At 32.5% G+C, this 16,999-nt stretch carries 19 protein-coding genes; 8 read left to right on the forward strand and 11 right to left on the reverse strand.

What is annotated here, in order from left to right:
* Positions 1 to 134: 134 nt before the first annotated feature.
* Both ATE84_RS16000 and ATE84_RS16005 read left to right on the forward strand, forming a co-directional pair.
* Positions 135 to 1,670: an NAD(P)H-hydrate dehydratase gene (locus tag ATE84_RS16000; RefSeq protein ID WP_101448918.1), complete on the forward strand. Its 1,536-nt coding sequence runs from the start codon at positions 135 to 137 to the stop codon at positions 1,668 to 1,670.
* Between the two features lie 112 nt (positions 1,671 to 1,782).
* Positions 1,783 to 2,661 (forward strand): hypothetical protein, encoded by an 879-nt coding sequence (locus ATE84_RS16005; protein ID WP_101448919.1) that lies wholly within the window; start codon positions 1,783 to 1,785, stop codon positions 2,659 to 2,661.
* A gap of 100 nt (positions 2,662 to 2,761) precedes the next feature.
* Here ATE84_RS16005 and ATE84_RS16010 read toward each other — a convergent pair whose 3' ends face one another.
* Positions 2,762 to 3,658, reverse strand: a complete 897-nt coding sequence (locus ATE84_RS16010) for a site-specific tyrosine recombinase (RefSeq protein WP_101448920.1) — start codon at positions 3,656 to 3,658, stop codon at positions 2,762 to 2,764.
* A 276-nt stretch (positions 3,659 to 3,934) separates the two neighbouring features.
* Here ATE84_RS16010 and ATE84_RS16015 point away from each other — a divergent pair, with 276 nt between their 5' ends.
* From ATE84_RS16015 to aroQ, 3 genes are all read left to right on the forward strand, one after another.
* Complete coding sequence (locus tag ATE84_RS16015) at positions 3,935 to 4,534, forward strand: porin family protein (RefSeq protein WP_101448921.1); 600 nt, start codon at positions 3,935 to 3,937, stop codon at positions 4,532 to 4,534.
* 120 nt (positions 4,535 to 4,654) lie between these two features.
* Complete coding sequence (locus ATE84_RS16020; protein WP_101448922.1) at positions 4,655 to 5,287, forward strand: porin family protein; 633 nt, start codon at positions 4,655 to 4,657, stop codon at positions 5,285 to 5,287.
* A gap of 59 nt (positions 5,288 to 5,346) precedes the next feature.
* Complete coding sequence (gene aroQ, locus ATE84_RS16025; RefSeq protein WP_101448923.1) at positions 5,347 to 5,769, forward strand: type II 3-dehydroquinate dehydratase; 423 nt, start codon at positions 5,347 to 5,349, stop codon at positions 5,767 to 5,769.
* An 89-nt stretch (positions 5,770 to 5,858) separates the two neighbouring features.
* Here the strand turns inward: aroQ and lpdA are convergent, their stop codons facing one another.
* The 5 genes from lpdA to ATE84_RS16050 all read right to left on the reverse strand — a co-directional run bounded on the left by lpdA (position 5,859) and on the right by ATE84_RS16050 (position 9,771).
* On the reverse strand, positions 5,859 to 7,250 hold the full coding sequence (lpdA, locus tag ATE84_RS16030) for a dihydrolipoyl dehydrogenase (protein ID WP_101448924.1): 1,392 nt from the start codon (positions 7,248 to 7,250) through the stop codon (positions 5,859 to 5,861).
* A gap of 193 nt (positions 7,251 to 7,443) precedes the next feature.
* A complete protein-coding gene (locus tag ATE84_RS16035; protein WP_101448925.1) occupies positions 7,444 to 7,920 on the reverse strand; it encodes a hypothetical protein in 477 nt (158 codons plus the stop codon).
* A gap of 12 nt (positions 7,921 to 7,932) precedes the next feature.
* Entirely contained in the window at positions 7,933 to 8,343 is a 411-nt protein-coding gene (msrB, locus tag ATE84_RS16040) for a peptide-methionine (R)-S-oxide reductase MsrB (RefSeq protein WP_101448926.1), read from the reverse strand.
* Positions 8,344 to 8,350: 7 nt separating this feature from the next.
* Positions 8,351 to 8,830: a peptide-methionine (R)-S-oxide reductase MsrB gene (gene msrB, locus ATE84_RS16045; RefSeq protein ID WP_101448927.1), complete on the reverse strand. Its 480-nt coding sequence runs from the start codon at positions 8,828 to 8,830 to the stop codon at positions 8,351 to 8,353.
* Positions 8,831 to 8,901: 71 nt separating this feature from the next.
* Entirely contained in the window at positions 8,902 to 9,771 is an 870-nt protein-coding gene (locus ATE84_RS16050; RefSeq protein WP_101448928.1) for an alpha/beta hydrolase, read from the reverse strand.
* A gap of 256 nt (positions 9,772 to 10,027) precedes the next feature.
* On the opposite strand from ATE84_RS16050, the gene ATE84_RS16055 reads away from it, so the two are divergent.
* On the forward strand, positions 10,028 to 11,548 hold the full coding sequence (locus ATE84_RS16055) for a DEAD/DEAH box helicase (protein WP_101448929.1): 1,521 nt from the start codon (positions 10,028 to 10,030) through the stop codon (positions 11,546 to 11,548).
* A 65-nt stretch (positions 11,549 to 11,613) separates the two neighbouring features.
* On the opposite strand, the gene ATE84_RS16060 is transcribed toward ATE84_RS16055, so the two are convergent.
* The 4 genes from ATE84_RS16060 to ATE84_RS16075 are packed head-to-tail and all read right to left on the reverse strand — an operon-like array spanning position 11,614 to position 13,756.
* Entirely contained in the window at positions 11,614 to 12,399 is a 786-nt protein-coding gene (locus ATE84_RS16060; RefSeq protein ID WP_101448930.1) for a PhzF family phenazine biosynthesis protein, read from the reverse strand.
* Positions 12,400 to 12,418: 19 nt separating this feature from the next.
* Positions 12,419 to 13,018, reverse strand: coding sequence for a short chain dehydrogenase (locus tag ATE84_RS16065; RefSeq protein WP_101448931.1), 600 nt, complete (start codon positions 13,016 to 13,018; stop codon positions 12,419 to 12,421).
* 11 nt (positions 13,019 to 13,029) lie between these two features.
* On the reverse strand, positions 13,030 to 13,395 hold the full coding sequence (locus tag ATE84_RS16070; protein ID WP_101448932.1) for a cupin domain-containing protein: 366 nt from the start codon (positions 13,393 to 13,395) through the stop codon (positions 13,030 to 13,032).
* Positions 13,396 to 13,444: 49 nt separating this feature from the next.
* Positions 13,445 to 13,756, reverse strand: a complete 312-nt coding sequence (locus tag ATE84_RS16075; protein ID WP_101448933.1) for a helix-turn-helix transcriptional regulator — start codon at positions 13,754 to 13,756, stop codon at positions 13,445 to 13,447.
* Positions 13,757 to 14,272: 516 nt separating this feature from the next.
* Here ATE84_RS16075 and ATE84_RS16080 point away from each other — a divergent pair.
* A complete protein-coding gene (locus ATE84_RS16080; RefSeq protein ID WP_101448934.1) occupies positions 14,273 to 14,464 on the forward strand; it encodes a hypothetical protein in 192 nt (63 codons plus the stop codon).
* 202 nt (positions 14,465 to 14,666) lie between these two features.
* Complete coding sequence (locus ATE84_RS16085) at positions 14,667 to 15,881, forward strand: class I SAM-dependent rRNA methyltransferase (RefSeq protein ID WP_101448935.1); 1,215 nt, start codon at positions 14,667 to 14,669, stop codon at positions 15,879 to 15,881.
* 100 nt (positions 15,882 to 15,981) lie between these two features.
* Here ATE84_RS16085 and ATE84_RS16090 read toward each other — a convergent pair whose 3' ends face one another.
* Positions 15,982 to 16,815, reverse strand: coding sequence for an OmpA family protein (locus ATE84_RS16090; RefSeq protein ID WP_101448936.1), 834 nt, complete (start codon positions 16,813 to 16,815; stop codon positions 15,982 to 15,984).
* Positions 16,816 to 16,999 lie beyond the last annotated feature (184 nt).

Raw genomic sequence — 16,999 nt, forward strand, 5'->3', positions numbered from 1 at the left:
AAAAAATAAAAGAAACTGGCGTAATTAATTTTTTTTAACTTCTTTGAGGAAAGGTTATTTGGCTTATTGAAAATTCTTTATAGAGCTTCTATAATAATGTAAACAAGTAGAATAAATTTAATAAATATAGATAGATGAAAATATTTTCTGCACAACAAATGCGTATGGCGGATGAAGCTACAATGGTATCGGCTAAAATCACATCGTTAGAATTGATGGAACGTGCTGCGACACAAATTTTTAATTTGATCCATAGCAGATTACAAGGGTCTCCAATTATGATCCACGTTTTTTGCGGTATTGGCAATAATGGAGGAGACGGACTAGTAGTTTCTAGGTTATTGTTAGAACATGGGTATAATGTAAAAACATACATCGTAAATTTTAGTGATAATAGATCAAAGGAATTTCTATCTAACTATGATCGATTAAAAGAAATTGCTAAGGATTGGCCTATGCAGCTTAAATGCAAAGAGGATTTTCCTCAACTCAAACGAGAGGATATGGTTATTGACGCAATTTTTGGTATTGGACTCAACAGACCATTGGTATCTTGGGTAGTTTCTTTAATCAAACACCTTAATACTTCCAGGTGTTTTATGTTTTCTATAGATATCCCATCTGGTTTATATTCTGATAAAGCACCAGATGATCCTGAAGGAGTAATTTTTGCTAATGTTACAGTTACATTTCAATTGCCTAAACTTGTTTTCTTTTTACCAGAAACCGGTATGTATACAGAAGATTTACAGGTGATTGATATTGGATTGGATCGCAATTTTTTAATGCAAACACCCGGTGTAGGTATCTTAATTAATAAAAATGAAGTGCTACCATTATATCGTCCAAGACATAAATATAGCCATAAAGGGACTTATGGGCATTGTGTAATAATAGGAGGGAGCTACGGTAAGATGGGAAGTGTGGTATTGGCAACTAAAGCAGCCTTAAGAACAGGAACAGGTTTGGTTACAGCATATATTCCAGAATGCGGGTATGAAGTACTTCAGACAAGTGTTCCAGAAGCGATGGTAATTGCAGATAGTGATGATGAATTAGAGGAAATTACTCTGGATTTTAAACCTTCAGCCATAGGAATTGGAGTTGGACTTGGAACCGATGAAAAAACAATTAAGGCGTTTGGAGAGTTCTTAAAAGAAAATGAATCACCTCTTGTAATAGACGCTGATGGAATTAATATTCTGGCAAAAAAACCTGAATTTCTCGAGAAACTTCCTAAGAAAACTATTTTAACACCTCACCCTAAGGAGTTAGAACGATTAATAGGAGAATGGAAAGATGATTATGATAAAATTAAAAAAACAAAAGCATTTTCAAAGCAGCACGATTGTATTATTGTTGTTAAAGGGGCAAACTCCATAGCAGTACATGAAGACCAATTGTATGTGAATAATACAGGGAATCCCGGAATGGCTACAGCGGGAAGCGGTGATGTGCTTACAGGGATGATTACCAGTTTACTGTCTCAAGGGTATGACTCACTACATGCAGCTGTTTTTGGTGTTTATTTACATGGGAGTGCTGGGGATATAGCAATTCAAGAAACTAGTTTTGAAGGATTGATCGCAAGTGACATCATATCTCATATTGGTGCTGCTTTTATCGAACTATTTAAAACACCTACTATTGAAGAACAACAAGAGAAATAGAGAATACATTTAGCATAGAAGAATACGTTTTTGTACACAATTTTGTACGTATTTTGGAGTTAATTTTATTGTAGCCTAATTTACATTTGAAAGATAATTAAAAAGCAAAATGATGACAAAAACAAAATTATTTATAGCTGCTTTACTTTTTGGAGTGCTATGCAATTCGTGTTCCAGTGATGATGGTCCGCCAGTTGCCACAATAGAATTAGAGACGATAGGGTTAAAACCCCTTGTAGGAGGAACTGCTTATCAAGGATGGATTATAGTTAACGGACAAGCTGTTGGCACCGGAAAGTTTACTAACCCTACAGGGGTAGTTCGTTTAGAGGTGTTTGCATCTGATCTTGCAGATGCAACTGAATTTGTGCTAACTGTTGAGTCAGTAGGAGATATTGATAATGAGCCCTCAGATGCAAAAATTTTGAAAGGTAATTTTAATGGTAATTCTGCGCAGCTTACTTTTTCGCCAGTCGTCGCAGATCTTTCTAATACTACAGGTCAGTTTTTTTTAGCAACTCCTACAGATAATGTCGGAGGTACAGATAACGGTAATGATGAGTTTGGTGTATGGTTTATGGATGGATCTAATGCCCCTGGTTTATCTCTTCCTGCTTTAGCTAGCGGATGGAAATATGAAGGTTGGGTAGATTTTGGAACTAAAATTTTATCTACCGGAACTTTTTCAGATGTTAGTGGTGTTGATGACGGAAACTTTTTTAAAGGATCTGGAGGTACTGTTCCTGAATTTCCAGGAGAAGATTTTCTTATCATACCTTCTCAAGTTCCTATCACCGGTATCACACTTCCTGCTACTGTAACCAGTAGAAAAGTATTTATTACAGTTGAGCCTTTTCAAGATGGTGATCCAGCTCCATTTTTTATAGAACCGCTTAGTGCAGTTGCAGGAATTACAACTGGAGCAGGAAATCCTGTTACTATGCAATCTAATACCGTTGTTCCTTCAGGAATTGTAAAAAGACCAAATTAGTATTTTTAAATAGATATGGTATTATAAAAGGCTCTCTGATAGATTTATATTTTCAGAGAGCCTTTTATATTGTTATAATTCTAAAAAACAAGTTGTATAATTATCTCCTTGGGTGAAAACTATGTATAACCTCGCTTAAATGACTTCGGTCTATATGCATATATATTTCTGTGGTGGTAATACTTTCATGACCTAGCATTAATTGAATAGCTCTTAAATCGGCACCATTTTCCAGAAGATGAGTAGCAAAAGAATGTCTAAAAGTGTGCGGGCTAACCTGTTTATGAATTCCGGCTTTTTCTACCAATCGTTTTATGATCGTAAAAATCATTGCTCGGGTAAGTTGTCTGCCTCTTCTGTTTAAAAACAAGGTATCTTCGTATCCTTTTTTAATATCAATATGATTACGTATTTCGGTAGTGTAAATATCAATATATTTTTGAGTAGTTTCTCCTATAGGCACAAAACGTTGTTTATCACCTTTTCCAGTAACACTAATGTATCCTTCGTCAAAAAAAAGACTGGATTTTTTTAAAGTTATGAGCTCACTTACTCTTAAACCGCATCCGTAAAGAGTTTCAATAATTGCCCGATTACGTTCTCCTTCTGGTTTTCCAAGATCGATTTGGGCAATAATGAGATCTATTTCTTCTACAGATAATGTATCGGGTAATTTTCTTCCTATTTTTGGAGATTCTATGAGTTCCATAGGATTAGATTCTCTATAATCTTCGAATACAAGGTAGTTAAAGAAACTTTTTAATCCAGAAATAATTCTTGATTGCGAACGGGGATTAACCAGTTTTGCTATTTCAAAAATAAACTGCTGAAGTATTTCTTTTTCAATAGAAAGAGGGGTAGTTACTATATTTTGATGTTCCAGAAATTTTAATAACCGCTGGATATCAAGGGTATAATTAACAATAGAATTTTCAGATAATCCTCTTTCGATTTTTAGGTAATGTCTGTAGTCTTTTATAGCGTGGCTCCATTTCATTACTACTAAGATATGATATAAAAGAAAACCATACCAATTTACTTTGAGACGGTTTTAAAATAATACATCAATGTTTTAAGTATATCAAAAATTCTACATTCGTTAACACTATTTTTTATGAATGATTATTTTGATTGTACTTTTTTGATTCAATAATGAGTTTGTTTTCAATGTATTGGTTATTTCAGTATTAAGAAAACTTAAAATAGCATTATTTGCTCCTAATTATGTCAGTAAAAAAGATACTTTTGTCGGAAAATTTAAAAGTCAATCATTATGAGGAAATTATTATTTGTAGTAATCGCTACTTTTAGTTTGGGAGTTACTGCACAAGAAGAGAACATTAGATTTGGTGCAAAAGCTGGTTTAAACATTGCCAATATTGCTGGAGATGCAGTAAATGGTATTAGCAGTAGAACAGGCTTTCATTTAGGAGCAGTTGTAGAGATACCAATTTCTGAGAAGTTTGCTTTTCAACCAGAAGTATTATACTCTGCACAGGGATATACAATGGATGAAACCGTTTTTGGGATTAGAATAGAAGGTACTACAAAATTAGATTATATCAATATCCCATTGATAGCCAAATATTATGTTGTTAAGGGGTTAAGTATTCAAGCAGGGCCACAAGTTGGTTTTTTAGTTTCTGCAAAAGGAGAGGTTAAAACTGCTGGTATCGAACGAGAGGAGGATATTGATGATTTTTATAAAAGTGTTGATTTAGGTTTAGGTTTTGGTGCCGGATATCAGTTAGATATGGGACTTTTCTTTGATGCACGTTATAATTTAGGGTTATCAGATATTAACGATGTTGATGGAGATGATGATAAAAATCAAAATGCTGTGATCCAGTTTTCAGTAGGATATAAGTTTTAAAAAACGATACGTATCAATAATATTTAAGAGCATCTCAAAATATTGAGATGCTTTTTTCGTTTACAGATTCAGGTTTTTTAAAAAATAAAACTACTTTTGAGTAGTAATAGTGTTTTATATATGGTAAAGAATTTTTTATACACAGTTTCGATCCTTTTGATAATGACCACTTCTCTGTATGCCCAAGATGAAAGTGAAACATTATACACTCGTGCGGGATTTAAAGCAGGACTTAATTATACAAATGTAATTGGAGATATAGAGGATACCGATGCAAGAGTTCGTATGCATTTAGGGGCAGTAATAGAGTTTCCAGTATCTCAACGTTTTTTTATACAAACCGAGGTATTGTATTCTGCACAAGGATATAAAGTTGATGTTAATGGAGAAGAGAATAAGATAAGTTTGAACTATTTGACTCTTCCTATTATTGCAAAATTTTATTTTACAAATAAGTTTAGTCTGGAAATAGGACCACAATTTGCTTTGTTGGCCAATGCTACAGAATCTAAAGGAGATACTCCCGATGAATTCTTTGATTCTTTCAATAATTTTGATTTTAGCGGAGGATTTGGAGCTGGATATAAGACAGAAAGCGGTTTGTTTTTTCAATTTCGATATAATCTTGGCTTAACAAATATTAACGATATTGATACATTAGATGTTGATTTTAAACATTCTGTAGCGCAATTATCAGTTGGGTATTTGTTTAGGACTAAGAATAATCGAAGACAGAATTCTAATAACGAGTAATAAGGATGTTATAGGGTTGATTACCAGTTAATCAATTAACTACTAAAAATAATAAGTACGTGAAATTACTAATCATAAATGGCCCAAATTTAAATCTCCTCGGAAAAAGAGAGCCTGAAGTATATGGAAATCAAACTTTTGATGCATTTTTTGCTCAATTACAATCTGATTTTCCTGCATTAGAGTTATCATATTATCAATCTAATATAGAAGGGGAATTGATTACTAAACTACAGGAGGCTGATGATCAGTGTGATGGGGTTATCCTTAATGCAGGAGCTTATACACATACTTCTATTGGTATTGGGGATGCTATAAAGGCAATATCAATCCCTGTTGTAGAAGTTCATATATCAAATACTTTTAGTAGAGAAGAATTTAGACATCAATCTTATATATCGCCTAATGCCAAAGGTGTTATCCTAGGTTTTGGTTTGCAAAGCTATATTTTGGCAATACAAAGTTTTTTACAAAATGATTAATACAGAATATCAATTTTTAATTTAAATTGTTGATATAAAAACGCCTTACTATTTTATGTAGTAAGGCGTTTTTTAATATGTATGTTGTATTATAAATGAATTACTTCATCATATGCATCTGCTACAGCTTCCATTACAGCCTCACTCATTGTTGGGTGAGGGTGAATCGCTTTTAATACTTCGTGACCAGTAGTTTCTAATTTTCTACCTAATACAGCTTCAGCAATCATATCGGTAACTCCTGCACCTATCATATGACAGCCTAACCATTCACCATATTTTGCATCAAAAATCACTTTTACAAAACCGTCTTTAGTTCCTGCTGCACTCGCTTTCCCTGATGCAGAAAAAGGGAATTTTCCAACTTTTAATTCGTAACCTGCTTCTTTTGCTTGCTTTTCGGTCATTCCTACACTAGCAATTTCTGGAGAAGCATATGTACATCCTGGAATATTTCCATAATCTATAGGTTCTACATGCATTCCTGCAATTTTTTCTACACATGTAATTCCTTCTGCAGAAGCTACATGGGCTAGGGCAGGACCAGGAACAACATCACCAATTGCATAAACTCCAGGAATATTGGTTTGGTACCAATCATTTACTACAATTTTATCTCTATCTGTAGCTATTCCTAACTCTTCTAAGCCTATATTTTCTATATTGGTTTTGATACCCACTGCAGATAATACAATATCTGCTTCGAGAATTTCTTCTCCTTTTTTAGTTTTTACAGTTGCTTTTACTCCATCACCGCTTGTATCTACACTCTCTACAGAAGAATTTGTCATTACCTTAATTCCAGCTTTCTTAAAGTTACGCTCAAACTGTTTTGATACTTCTTGATCTTCAAGAGGCACAAGGTTAGGTAAAAATTCTACAATAGTAACTTCTGTACCCATTGCATTATAGAAATGAGCAAACTCAACTCCAATTGCTCCTGATCCAACCACAATCATCTTCTTTGGTTGAGACTCTAATGTCATAGCTTTTCTATACCCAATTACTTTTTTACCATCTTGTGGTAAATTAGGCAGTTCTCTTGATCTAGCTCCCGTAGCAATAATAATATGTTTTGCCTCATAATCAGTAGCTTTTCCATCTGCATCTGTAACTGTTAGTTTATTACTGGCTTTTAGTTTACCAAAACCTTCAATAACATCAATTTTATTTTTCTTCATAAGAAACTGAACTCCTTTGCTCATTCCTTCAGCAACACCACGACTACGTTTTACAACTGCATCAAAATCTTTATCAAATTTATCCACAGTAAGTCCATAATCAGAAGCATGTTTTAGATATTCAAATACCTGTGCACTTTTTAATAATGCTTTTGTTGGGATACATCCCCAGTTTAAGCATACTCCCCCTAAGCTTTCTTTTTCAACTACTGCGGTTTTAAACCCTAGTTGTGAAGCTCTAATAGCAGTTACGTAACCTCCAGGACCGCTTCCTAAAACGATGATATCATATGTGCTCATAAATGTCAATTTTTTGAAGTCACGAATTTAAGGATAATTCGGCTAACCAAAAAAGGATTTAAGTATTCCCTAAGAATAAGATTTTCATTAAAAAGGGTAAAAAAACACCATATTTGTATAATATGGTGTTTTTTTTTGATGTTTTTGTTGTATTCAATGTATGTCATAAGATATAATTGAATTATGTGTCTCTTTAAATTTTCAATTTGAGTGCCTTTTGTACAGCTTTAAAATCGGTTAAATCAACTTTTGATTTTTTTGCAAAGGCAGAGGGTACTATAACTATTCTAAACACTTGATCATTTGTAAAGTTTGCTCCGATAAGATTAATATCTGGAGTATCTAATAAGATATCGACATCATTTATAGTAAAATTAAACCGGTATGTCAATTTACCTCCGTTGTCTAATTCAATCAGAGGAGTAGGAACCGGTTCCCATACATCGCGACCATCAACAACATTTTCCAATCGATATACTAAAACTACATCTGCATCAAAAACTTCGATATTCGAAGGGAAAGGAATATTAACAGCATATTCTGGTGCAATAAAGTCTACTTTGTCGATCTCGAATGTTTGTCCTATAGTATCAAAATCTGTGTCATCATCACTAGAACAAGATGTAAATATAAATGTGGCAAGGCATAGTAGTGCGAAAATTTTTCTCATGAATTCTAAATTTTACTTATTATTGATTTTATCTTTATTAAAGTCTATACTAACAGAGTTTACACAATAACGTTGACCTGTAGTTGTAGGCCCATCATTAAATACATGACCTAAATGACTACCACAGTTAGCACATAATATTTCTGTGCGTATCATACCGTGGGACTTGTCTTTGATATATTCTACCCGTCCTTCTATTGATTCATCAAAACTAGGCCAACCACATCCTGAATCAAATTTGGAAGCACTTTTAAATAAAGGTACATCACAAGCCATGCAAGTATAGGCTCCATCTTCAAAATGCATATTATATTCTCCGGTAAATGGTCTTTCGGTTCCTTTTTGCCTCAATATTCTATATTGCTCTTCTGTTAGCTTTTCTTTCCATTCAGCATCAGATTTCTGTATTGGATACTTACTCATTTTTTGATTAATTAGATTTAAACACTAAGGCATCCCCGTTAATACAATGTCTCATTCCTGTAGTTTCTCTAGGTCCGTCACTAAATACATGACCCAAATGTCCACCACATGTTGCACATAATAGTTCGGAACGAGCGTATCCTAATTTATGATCTATGTCATTATCGATACTTCCTTTTATTGCACGATCAAAACTTGGCCAACCTGTTCCACTATCAAATTTGTGTTTACTTTCATATAATGGAGTATTACATGCGGCACAATAAAATGTACCAGAAGTATACAATTTGTTTAGAGGGCTAGAAAATGGTCTTTCTGTTCCCGCTTGCCTAAGAACATAATATTGTTCTGAGGTCAGAATCTTTTTCCATTCGGCATTAGTTTTAGAGACTGCATAAACTTTATTTTCCTTTTTACTCTCTTTTTGTGCTGTACTTGTACAACTTATAGCCAGAACACCAAAGCATAATATAATAAAACGTTTCATAATTTTTCCAATTTTTATTAAAGATATACTTAAGTAGTCGTACAAATTGGCTAACAATAACTAATCAATAACTATTCCAGAATAAATTCTACAATTTTCGATATTACTTTTTGATCACCCAAAATTTTTCTATGGCCTAGTTGTTCTGTAATTAGTAGTTGTCCATTCTCTAAATTATTAACTATTTCATGAGCTGCACTGTAGTGTACATCAACATCGTTTTTGTCATGCACAACTAATGTTGGTACCTTGACTCCTTGAGCAGAGGTTGCTCCCGAGTAGTTGTCTAAATCTTCTCCGTATTTATTATCAAAGTAGGTTTTTAACAAACGAGCAACCTTTTGGTTTAGTTGCAAATTTTTTGCAAAATTCTTAGTGATTGCAGTAATACTATTGGCTGTACCAATGATTACTAGGTTTTTTATTTGCAATCCATATTTAGTAGTTCTCAACAATGACATTCCACCTAATGAATGTCCTATTGCTGCTTCAAATGGGCCATGGGTTTTTTCTAATTGATATATGGTTTCTATAAAATATGGCATCATACTTCTTTTTCCTGGGGCATTGCCATGTGCTGGAGCATCAAAACTCACGGTGCTGTATCCGTGTTCTAATAATTGATCTGCAATCTTTGAAAGTTGTGTTCCACTTCCGGACCAACCGTGAGCTAAAAGAATTTTCTTATCAGAATCTCCATAATTATATACGACAACCTCTTGGTTAATTTTTTCAATTCGAATTCTTTCCTTTTTACTCCTTTCATACATTTCCTTCTCCCTATTAGGCATTTTATAACCAAAAGGGGTCAAGAATATTCTGGCAGCAAATCTTGCAGCTAAGAGCGGGGATATCCTATTCAATACTTTTGCAGTATATACAATAGGTTTAGGAATTAAAAGTGCTTGTACAGGAATTAAGTCTTTATCTGCTTTAGCCATTAAGTTTATATTAAATTAAAGAGTTAAAATTATAATAACCACTGTTCTTGAAATATATAATTATGATAAATTAACATTTTACAAAAAAATGAAGAAACTAAAAACATTTCCTTTTTATATAAACATTGAACTTATGTGAATTCTGATACGATAGTAAAGAATAAAATATAAAATAGATCAAATATATCTCTTCAATTCTTTCATATAACCTTTAAAAGTGTTTAATTTTGTAGTTTACTTTTTTAATAGAAATTACATGGGATTACAACCCAAAGGGGTAGATAAAAAAGAACAAAAAGTACTTTACGATTATCAGCAGCGGGATATTGATAAGATATTTAACCGTCTAAATGAGTTTTCCCAAAAATATAATCTGTTGTATCAGCTCCCTACAGGAGGAGGAAAGACTGTTATTTTTTCTGAAATTGTTAGAAGGTATATAGAATCCACTCGAAAAAAAGTGGTTGTTCTTACACATCGAATAGAGCTCTGTGGACAAACTTCTAAAATGCTAACCGAGTTTAGAGTAAAGAATAAAATCATAAACAGCTCTGTTAAGGAACTCGATGATCAAAACGAATATATGTGTTTTGTTGCGATGGTAGAAACCCTTAACAATAGACTTAATGATGACCATTTGGAATTACATAATGTAGGAATGGTAATTATTGATGAAGCTCACTATAATTCATTTAGAAAGCTTTTTAGGTTTTTTAAAAATTGTTTTATTCTTGGAGTCACCGCTACACCTCTTAGTTCAAATATGAAACTTCCAATGAAGGATAATTATAATGAATTGATTGTAGGAGATACAATTAGTTCATTAATTAATAGCGGATTTTTGGCTAAACCTGTAATTTATACCTACGATGTTGGATTAGGATCTTTAAAAATAGGGATGAATGGTGATTACACTGTAAAATCCTCAGAAGATCTGTATACCAATATGTTGATGCAGGATAAATTATTGCATGCTTATGAAGAAAGATCAAAAGGTAAAAAAACATTGATTTTTAATAATGGGATTAATACCTCTATCTATGTGTATGAAGCTTTTAAAAAGGCAGGATATCCGATTCGTCACCTCGATAATACAAATAGTAAGCAAGAACGAGAGGATATTTTGGCATGGTTTAAAAATACTAATGATGCAATACTTACTTCAGTTAGTATCCTTACTACTGGATTTGATGAACCCACAGTAGAAAGTATTATTCTTAATAGAGCAACAAAATCACTTACATTATATTTTCAGATGATTGGTAGGGGATCACGTATATTACCAACTAAAAAAGAATTTTCAATAATTGATTTAGGAAATAACACTGCAAGATTTGGATTATGGAACTCTGATGTTGATTGGCAATCTATTTTTAGATCACCAGATTTCTATTATGATAACCTAGTTGGGGATGAGGAGATAGAACGTAATTTTATATATGTATTGCCAGAGGAATTAAGAAAAGAATTTTTAAAATCTGAAAATATTGAGTTTGATATCGAAGCCGAATATGCAAAAACAAAACGCTACGGACATAGAAGCTTAACGGTTCTTGAAAAATCTATAGAGCAACATGCTGTAATGTGTATACAAAATAGCGAAGATGTTTTTGATGCACGAATTTTAAGTAAACTTTTGGATCAGGATATAGAATATCGTGTGCGTAGATATTCATATTGTATTAGTAAAAGTACTAAGAATTATAGAGATTGGTTAGAAGAAGATTATAAACGAAAATTAAGATCTAAGATTAATCAACTATCCATGGATGATTAATCTTATACCTCAAAATCAATAATTATTAAAATATTATGATTTTACTTCAGTAACAATTCTTAAAATTATATTTCTATTTCTCCGATCAAGTATGGAACCGAGTACCCGCTAAGAAAAACACGATTTTCATCTAGTTTGCAATCTAATTCTCCTCTACGAGCAGATAATTGTTGAGCTTTAAGATTGTTTTTTCCTAGTTTTTTAGCCCAAAGTGGTACTAGAGAAGTGTGAGCAGAACCTGTAACAGGATCTTCGGGCTGAATAATACCATTTGCATCAAACACACGAGAAACAAAATCAACATGTTTTCCTTCGGCAGTGATTATAATACATAAATAGGGTAGGTTCTTAAGTAAATCCAGGTTAGGATTCTCATTTAGTACTTCTTCTTCAGATGAAAGTGTGATTACCAAATCACGAGCAGCAAAAGTAGCAATAGGTTTTGCATTAAGAGCCTGGTGTATTTGAGAAGGAATTTCAATAGGTTCTGGTGGTCTGGAAGGAAAATCTAATGTAATTGCTCCGGTATTTTCTTTTTTGGCTTTTAGAATTCCGCTTTTTGAAGAAAATGTGATTTCGTCGATAGAAGAATCAATGTAATTAAAGATTACATATGCTGATGCAAGTGTAGCATGACCGCATAAATCAATTTCTGCATGAGGCATGAACCATCTTATTTCATAGATATTACTCTTTTTTACAAAAAAACCTGTTTCTGCTAAATTGTTTTCTACAGCAATGTTCTGCAAAGTTTGATCGTCTAACCAATTGGGTAAATGACATATCGCAGCAGGATTACCCCCAAATAAAGTTTTGGTAAAAGCATCGATTTGATACATTGAAATTTTCATAAGCCTATGTGTTTTATTTTTAATATTTTTTATAAACAGTACCTGTGTTATTGTTATTAAGTATTTGTTTATAACTATCCACTACATCTGTAATATTAACTGGATAGTATCCTGCGAATTTTTGATCTTCTGGGAAATCTCCCGAGATAGCACCAGGAGCTACAACATTTAGCCTAATCCCGCGATCTAATTCTTTTGATGCTGCATTTACAAAACTATGCAAAGCGCCATTTACTAGTGATAATCCTACGGCGTTGGGTTCATAGTGTTCTGCAAGAATACCAGTTGTTAGAGTTATTGAGGCATTATCATTGAGATAATCTTTTGCTATATGTACAAGGTTAACTTGCCCCATTAATTTACTGTGTATCCCGATATAATAATCGTCTTCTGTTAATTCTGATAAAGGTTTCCAAGAAGCTGTACCTGCAGCATTAATTACAGCATCTATTTTTGGTAGTTTTTTGAATAAGGTTTTTATAGAAGCCTTATCTGCAATATCAATAGGGTAGGACTTGCTATTTCGATGAGCACCAAATACATTGCTATATTCATCTTTAAGCGTATTATAAATTGCACTACCGATTGTTCCGGTAGCACCAATAACTAAGATTTTCATAAGCTGTTATTTTAAATAGTTTCTAATTTATCTTGCGTTAAATTTCCAGGAGCATCACCTGTATTGATTGTAGTATTTGGTTCGAAGAGCATTACAGAAACTTCTTTATCTGCTACAGGTCTATGCTCTGTTCCTTTGGGGATAATCAAAAATTCATTAGGTTTTAAATGTACTGTTCGATCTCGAAATTCCATTTTGAATTCACCATTTACAACATAAAACATTTCATCTTCATTATCATGTTTATGCCATACAAATTCACCTTTAAACTTTACTAATTTTACATGTTGTCCATTAAGTTCCCCAACAATTCGAGGATTCCAATGATCAGAAAAAATAGAGAATTTGTTTTCGATGTTAACTTTTTCTATTTTCATATTATTATAATTATATATTTAATTTTATAAATATGTTTATCTAAATTTTTTATAACTCTTTGCTTATGGCCTCTAAAAATTCTTTGATTACAAGTTCATTCCTTTTAAAGTATGTCCATTTCCCATGTCTAGTGGTGATCAATAAACCAGCTTTGTGCATACCTGTTAAATAGTGAGATATGGTAGGCTGTGATAATCCGGATTTGTCTTTTATATGTTGTCCACATACTCCATCATTAAAGTGTCCAAGCTCTTTATGAGGCGGGAAATTAGCTTCTGGATTTTTTAACCATTTCAGTATATCCAAACGAGTAGCATTAGATAGAGCTTTATTTATTTCAAGTATTCTTCCATTATCCATACAACAAATATACATATTTAATTTTATAAATATGTCGCAAAGCTATTTTATAAACTGATTTATGATAAATAATTAGTTTTTTATTATTTATGCATCTGATAATCAGTATCATGTAAAATAATTTAATTTTATTATGTAACAAAATAGAACAATGTTCGTCTAGTAAGTGTAGGTAGTAAAGAAATGAATAATTTCTTGAAGACAAGCAAATTAGTTTTAGCGACACCTATAGGGCGCGTATCTTGATATATCTTGAGATGAGTGCCTTAAAAAAAGGTTTTATTTGCTTTAAACCAATCATAGAATTGAGTTTTCTATACTGAAAGAACTCTTGATTCAAACAATATAGATAAGAGCGTTTATCCTGATACACCTTGGGATGGATGCTTTTTTTATGACTATTCTGGGAGTAAACAGTACTTATTTTGAGTTTTTTCTGTATCCGAATACTGTGTAATTGTATTATTTTTACTGTGATTAATATTGAATTTTATTTAACCACAAATATTTACACAAATGAAAACTATCTTAGACCTGGATGGTGTAAAAACTCTGAGCAAAGATGAGCAAGGTAAAATCTCAGGAGCAGGGCGTTATGCATGTTCGCAAAGAGGAAGAATGTGTTGTGAACACGCTCCTGGAGGTCCATTCTGTGAAGCTGGTATCTGTATTGGTATTGGTGGATCTGGAGGTTGTCTTTGGTATTGATCATTACTCAAAAAACAATTTTAAAAACGAGACTGTAATAAAACAGTCTCGTTTTTTTGTTTAAGTTATTACTTGATAGCCTGTTATTGTGAGTTCAGTATAACAAAACCTCAATTTATTTAGTAAGTAAACAATTGTTTTGATTCAAAATAATGAATTGCATCATTTTAAGGAAACAAAATAATCACTATCCTTGCATACGATGAATATTGTTCCTGAAATAAAAACAAAAAGACTAGCTGTTAAGGTAAGACCTGCTGCAGAAAAGATAATAAAACAAAGACATCCCTGGGTTTTTGAAGATAGTATTATAAAGCAAAATGCAGAAGGAGAAGCAGGTGATCTGGTGATTGTTTATGATACCAAAAAAAATGCTTTTTTGGCTTGTGGTTTATATGATCCATATTCTCCTATACGTATTAAATTGATTCAATTTAGAAAAACAGCACAGATTAATGAAGAGTGGTTTGTTGAAAAAATTTCTGAAGCCTACAAAAAACGAATTCCCTTACTAGAGATGGATACAAATAGCTATCGATTGTTATTTGGAGAGAATGATCATCTTCCCGGGTGTATTGCAGATGTATATGACAATGTTCTAGTTATTAAGCTATATTCACATATTTGGTTTCCATATCTCAATTGGATTGTGGAGCATTTGGTTGCAATATCTGGTTGTAACTGTGTTGTTCTTAGGTTAAGTAGACTATTACAGTCAAAAGGTGAAGTGCATGATCTTAAGGATGGACAGGTAATCTACGGAACCCTGGAAAATGAAGTTGTGGTTTTTAGAGAACATGGAGTTTTGTTTTCTGCAAATGTAATTAAAGGTCATAAAACTGGATATTTTCTTGATCACCGTCATAATAGAAAAAGAGTAGGGGAGCTTGCCAATGGTAAAACTGTTTTAGATGTGTTTTCTTATGCAGGTGGATTTTCGGTTCATGCTTTAAAAGGAGGCGCAAAAGAAGTTATAAGTTTGGATATTAGTAAACAAGCTTTAGGTATGGCGAAGGAGAATGTTGCACTAAATATACATCAAGGAAATCATAGTGTTATGGTAGCTGATGCTTTTGATGGATTGCAGAAATTAATAGATCATAAAACGGTATTCGACATTGTAGTTATTGATCCTCCTTCATTTGCGAAGAGAGCAAGTGAAATTAATAAGGCTATGATTAGTTATGCACGATTAGCAGAATTAGGGTCGCATTTAGTATCTTCTAATGGGATTTTGGTTTTGGCTTCTTGTTCTTCCAGAGTTTTAGCGGAGGATTTTTTTAAAATTTCTGAAGGGAGTATTCTTAAATCGGGAAGAAACTTCAGTTTGTTAGAAAAAACTGAGCATGATATTGATCATCCCATTTCTTTTCCAGAAGGAGCCTATCTTAAATGTGGATATTATCAACTCGATTAATTTGAACTATAAAATATCTTAATCTATTTTTTGAATAAAATAAAAACGGGATGAATATATATTCATCCCGTTTTTCATTAATATGAGATTAACTTCATTATTAGTTAGAAGATAACATAGCAAAAAACTTATCCATATTTGGTAATAGAACGATTCTTGTACGTCTATTGATTGCCATATTTTCTTCGGTATCATTCTCTACAAGAGGTTTGTAACTACTTCTTCCAGAGGCTATTAATTTGGCTGGATCTACATCATAACTAGATTGTAGTTTTCTAATAATAGATGTTGCTCTTTTTACACTTAAGTCCCAGTTATCTCGTACAACTGCATTGCTAATAGTTCTTGGATCAGTATGACCTTCTACCATTACCTCTATACTTGGTTCAGAGTTAATTACGTCAGCTAATTTTTTTAATACATTATCAGCTTTGTTACTTATTCTATAGCTTCCACTATTAAATAACATTTTATCAGATATTGATATCATTACTACAGTATTATCAATATCTATAGAAATATCTTCATCTTGTTTTAGATCATCTGATAAAGAATTTTTTAAGTTGTGAGACACTGCCAAATTCATCGAATCTTTTAGAGATTTAGCTCCCTGAAGTTTTTGTTGATCAACTTTGGCTAATGTTGCTTTCATCTTCTCTTTGGTTTTATTAGATATTGCAGCAACATCTTCTACCATTACCATTTTTTCATCATTAGCGTCTTTTAAAGAATTGATCTTTGCATTATAATCAGCTACTCTAGATTCGATTTTAGCAAATTTGCCTTCCAATTCATCTTTTTCAACTGAAGTTTTTTGTAAAGTACTACGTGTATCCTGTAATTCTTGTTCTAATGCAACATACTTCTTTTTTGACACACACGATGTCATGATTAATGCCCCTGACAAAGCAATAAATGTGAACGATCTTTTCATGGTTATTTAATTAATAATTAGTGTTATTCTAACTATTACTGAGGTCATTTATTGTTTTAATAATTATTAATGTTTTCATATGAATTTCTTAAAAAGTGTTAATGGTTTTTCAAATACATATTATCCCGTAAAAGACGTACGGAAAGTCTATATGGCTTGTGTTTAATAATAGGTTGATTATCAG

It is taken from the genome of Aquimarina sp. MAR_2010_214 (assembly GCF_002846555.1).
GTDB lineage: Bacteria > Bacteroidota > Bacteroidia > Flavobacteriales > Flavobacteriaceae > Aquimarina.

Coding starts and splice junctions, on each gene's coding strand:
- ATE84_RS16085 (WP_101448935.1), top strand. CDS start 14,667: ATGAATATTGTTCCTGAAATAAAAACAAAAAGACTAGCTGTTAAGGTA.
- ATE84_RS16020 (WP_101448922.1), top strand. CDS start 4,655: ATGGTAAAGAATTTTTTATACACAGTTTCGATCCTTTTGATAATGACC.
- ATE84_RS16060 (WP_101448930.1), bottom strand. CDS start 12,399: ATGAAAATTTCAATGTATCAAATCGATGCTTTTACCAAAACTTTATTT.
- msrB (WP_101448927.1), bottom strand. CDS start 8,830: ATGAAACGTTTTATTATATTATGCTTTGGTGTTCTGGCTATAAGTTGT.
- ATE84_RS16035 (WP_101448925.1), bottom strand. CDS start 7,920: ATGAGAAAAATTTTCGCACTACTATGCCTTGCCACATTTATATTTACA.
- msrB (WP_101448926.1), bottom strand. CDS start 8,343: ATGAGTAAGTATCCAATACAGAAATCTGATGCTGAATGGAAAGAAAAG.
- ATE84_RS16090 (WP_101448936.1), bottom strand. CDS start 16,815: ATGAAAAGATCGTTCACATTTATTGCTTTGTCAGGGGCATTAATCATG.
- ATE84_RS16015 (WP_101448921.1), top strand. CDS start 3,935: ATGAGGAAATTATTATTTGTAGTAATCGCTACTTTTAGTTTGGGAGTT.
- ATE84_RS16075 (WP_101448933.1), bottom strand. CDS start 13,756: ATGGATAATGGAAGAATACTTGAAATAAATAAAGCTCTATCTAATGCT.
- ATE84_RS16010 (WP_101448920.1), bottom strand. CDS start 3,658: ATGAAATGGAGCCACGCTATAAAAGACTACAGACATTACCTAAAAATC.
- ATE84_RS16050 (WP_101448928.1), bottom strand. CDS start 9,771: ATGGCTAAAGCAGATAAAGACTTAATTCCTGTACAAGCACTTTTAATT.
- ATE84_RS16055 (WP_101448929.1), top strand. CDS start 10,028: ATGGGATTACAACCCAAAGGGGTAGATAAAAAAGAACAAAAAGTACTT.
- ATE84_RS16080 (WP_101448934.1), top strand. CDS start 14,273: ATGAAAACTATCTTAGACCTGGATGGTGTAAAAACTCTGAGCAAAGAT.
- ATE84_RS16065 (WP_101448931.1), bottom strand. CDS start 13,018: ATGAAAATCTTAGTTATTGGTGCTACCGGAACAATCGGTAGTGCAATT.
- ATE84_RS16005 (WP_101448919.1), top strand. CDS start 1,783: ATGACAAAAACAAAATTATTTATAGCTGCTTTACTTTTTGGAGTGCTA.
- ATE84_RS16000 (WP_101448918.1), top strand. CDS start 135: ATGAAAATATTTTCTGCACAACAAATGCGTATGGCGGATGAAGCTACA.
- ATE84_RS16070 (WP_101448932.1), bottom strand. CDS start 13,395: ATGAAAATAGAAAAAGTTAACATCGAAAACAAATTCTCTATTTTTTCT.
- lpdA (WP_101448924.1), bottom strand. CDS start 7,250: ATGAGCACATATGATATCATCGTTTTAGGAAGCGGTCCTGGAGGTTAC.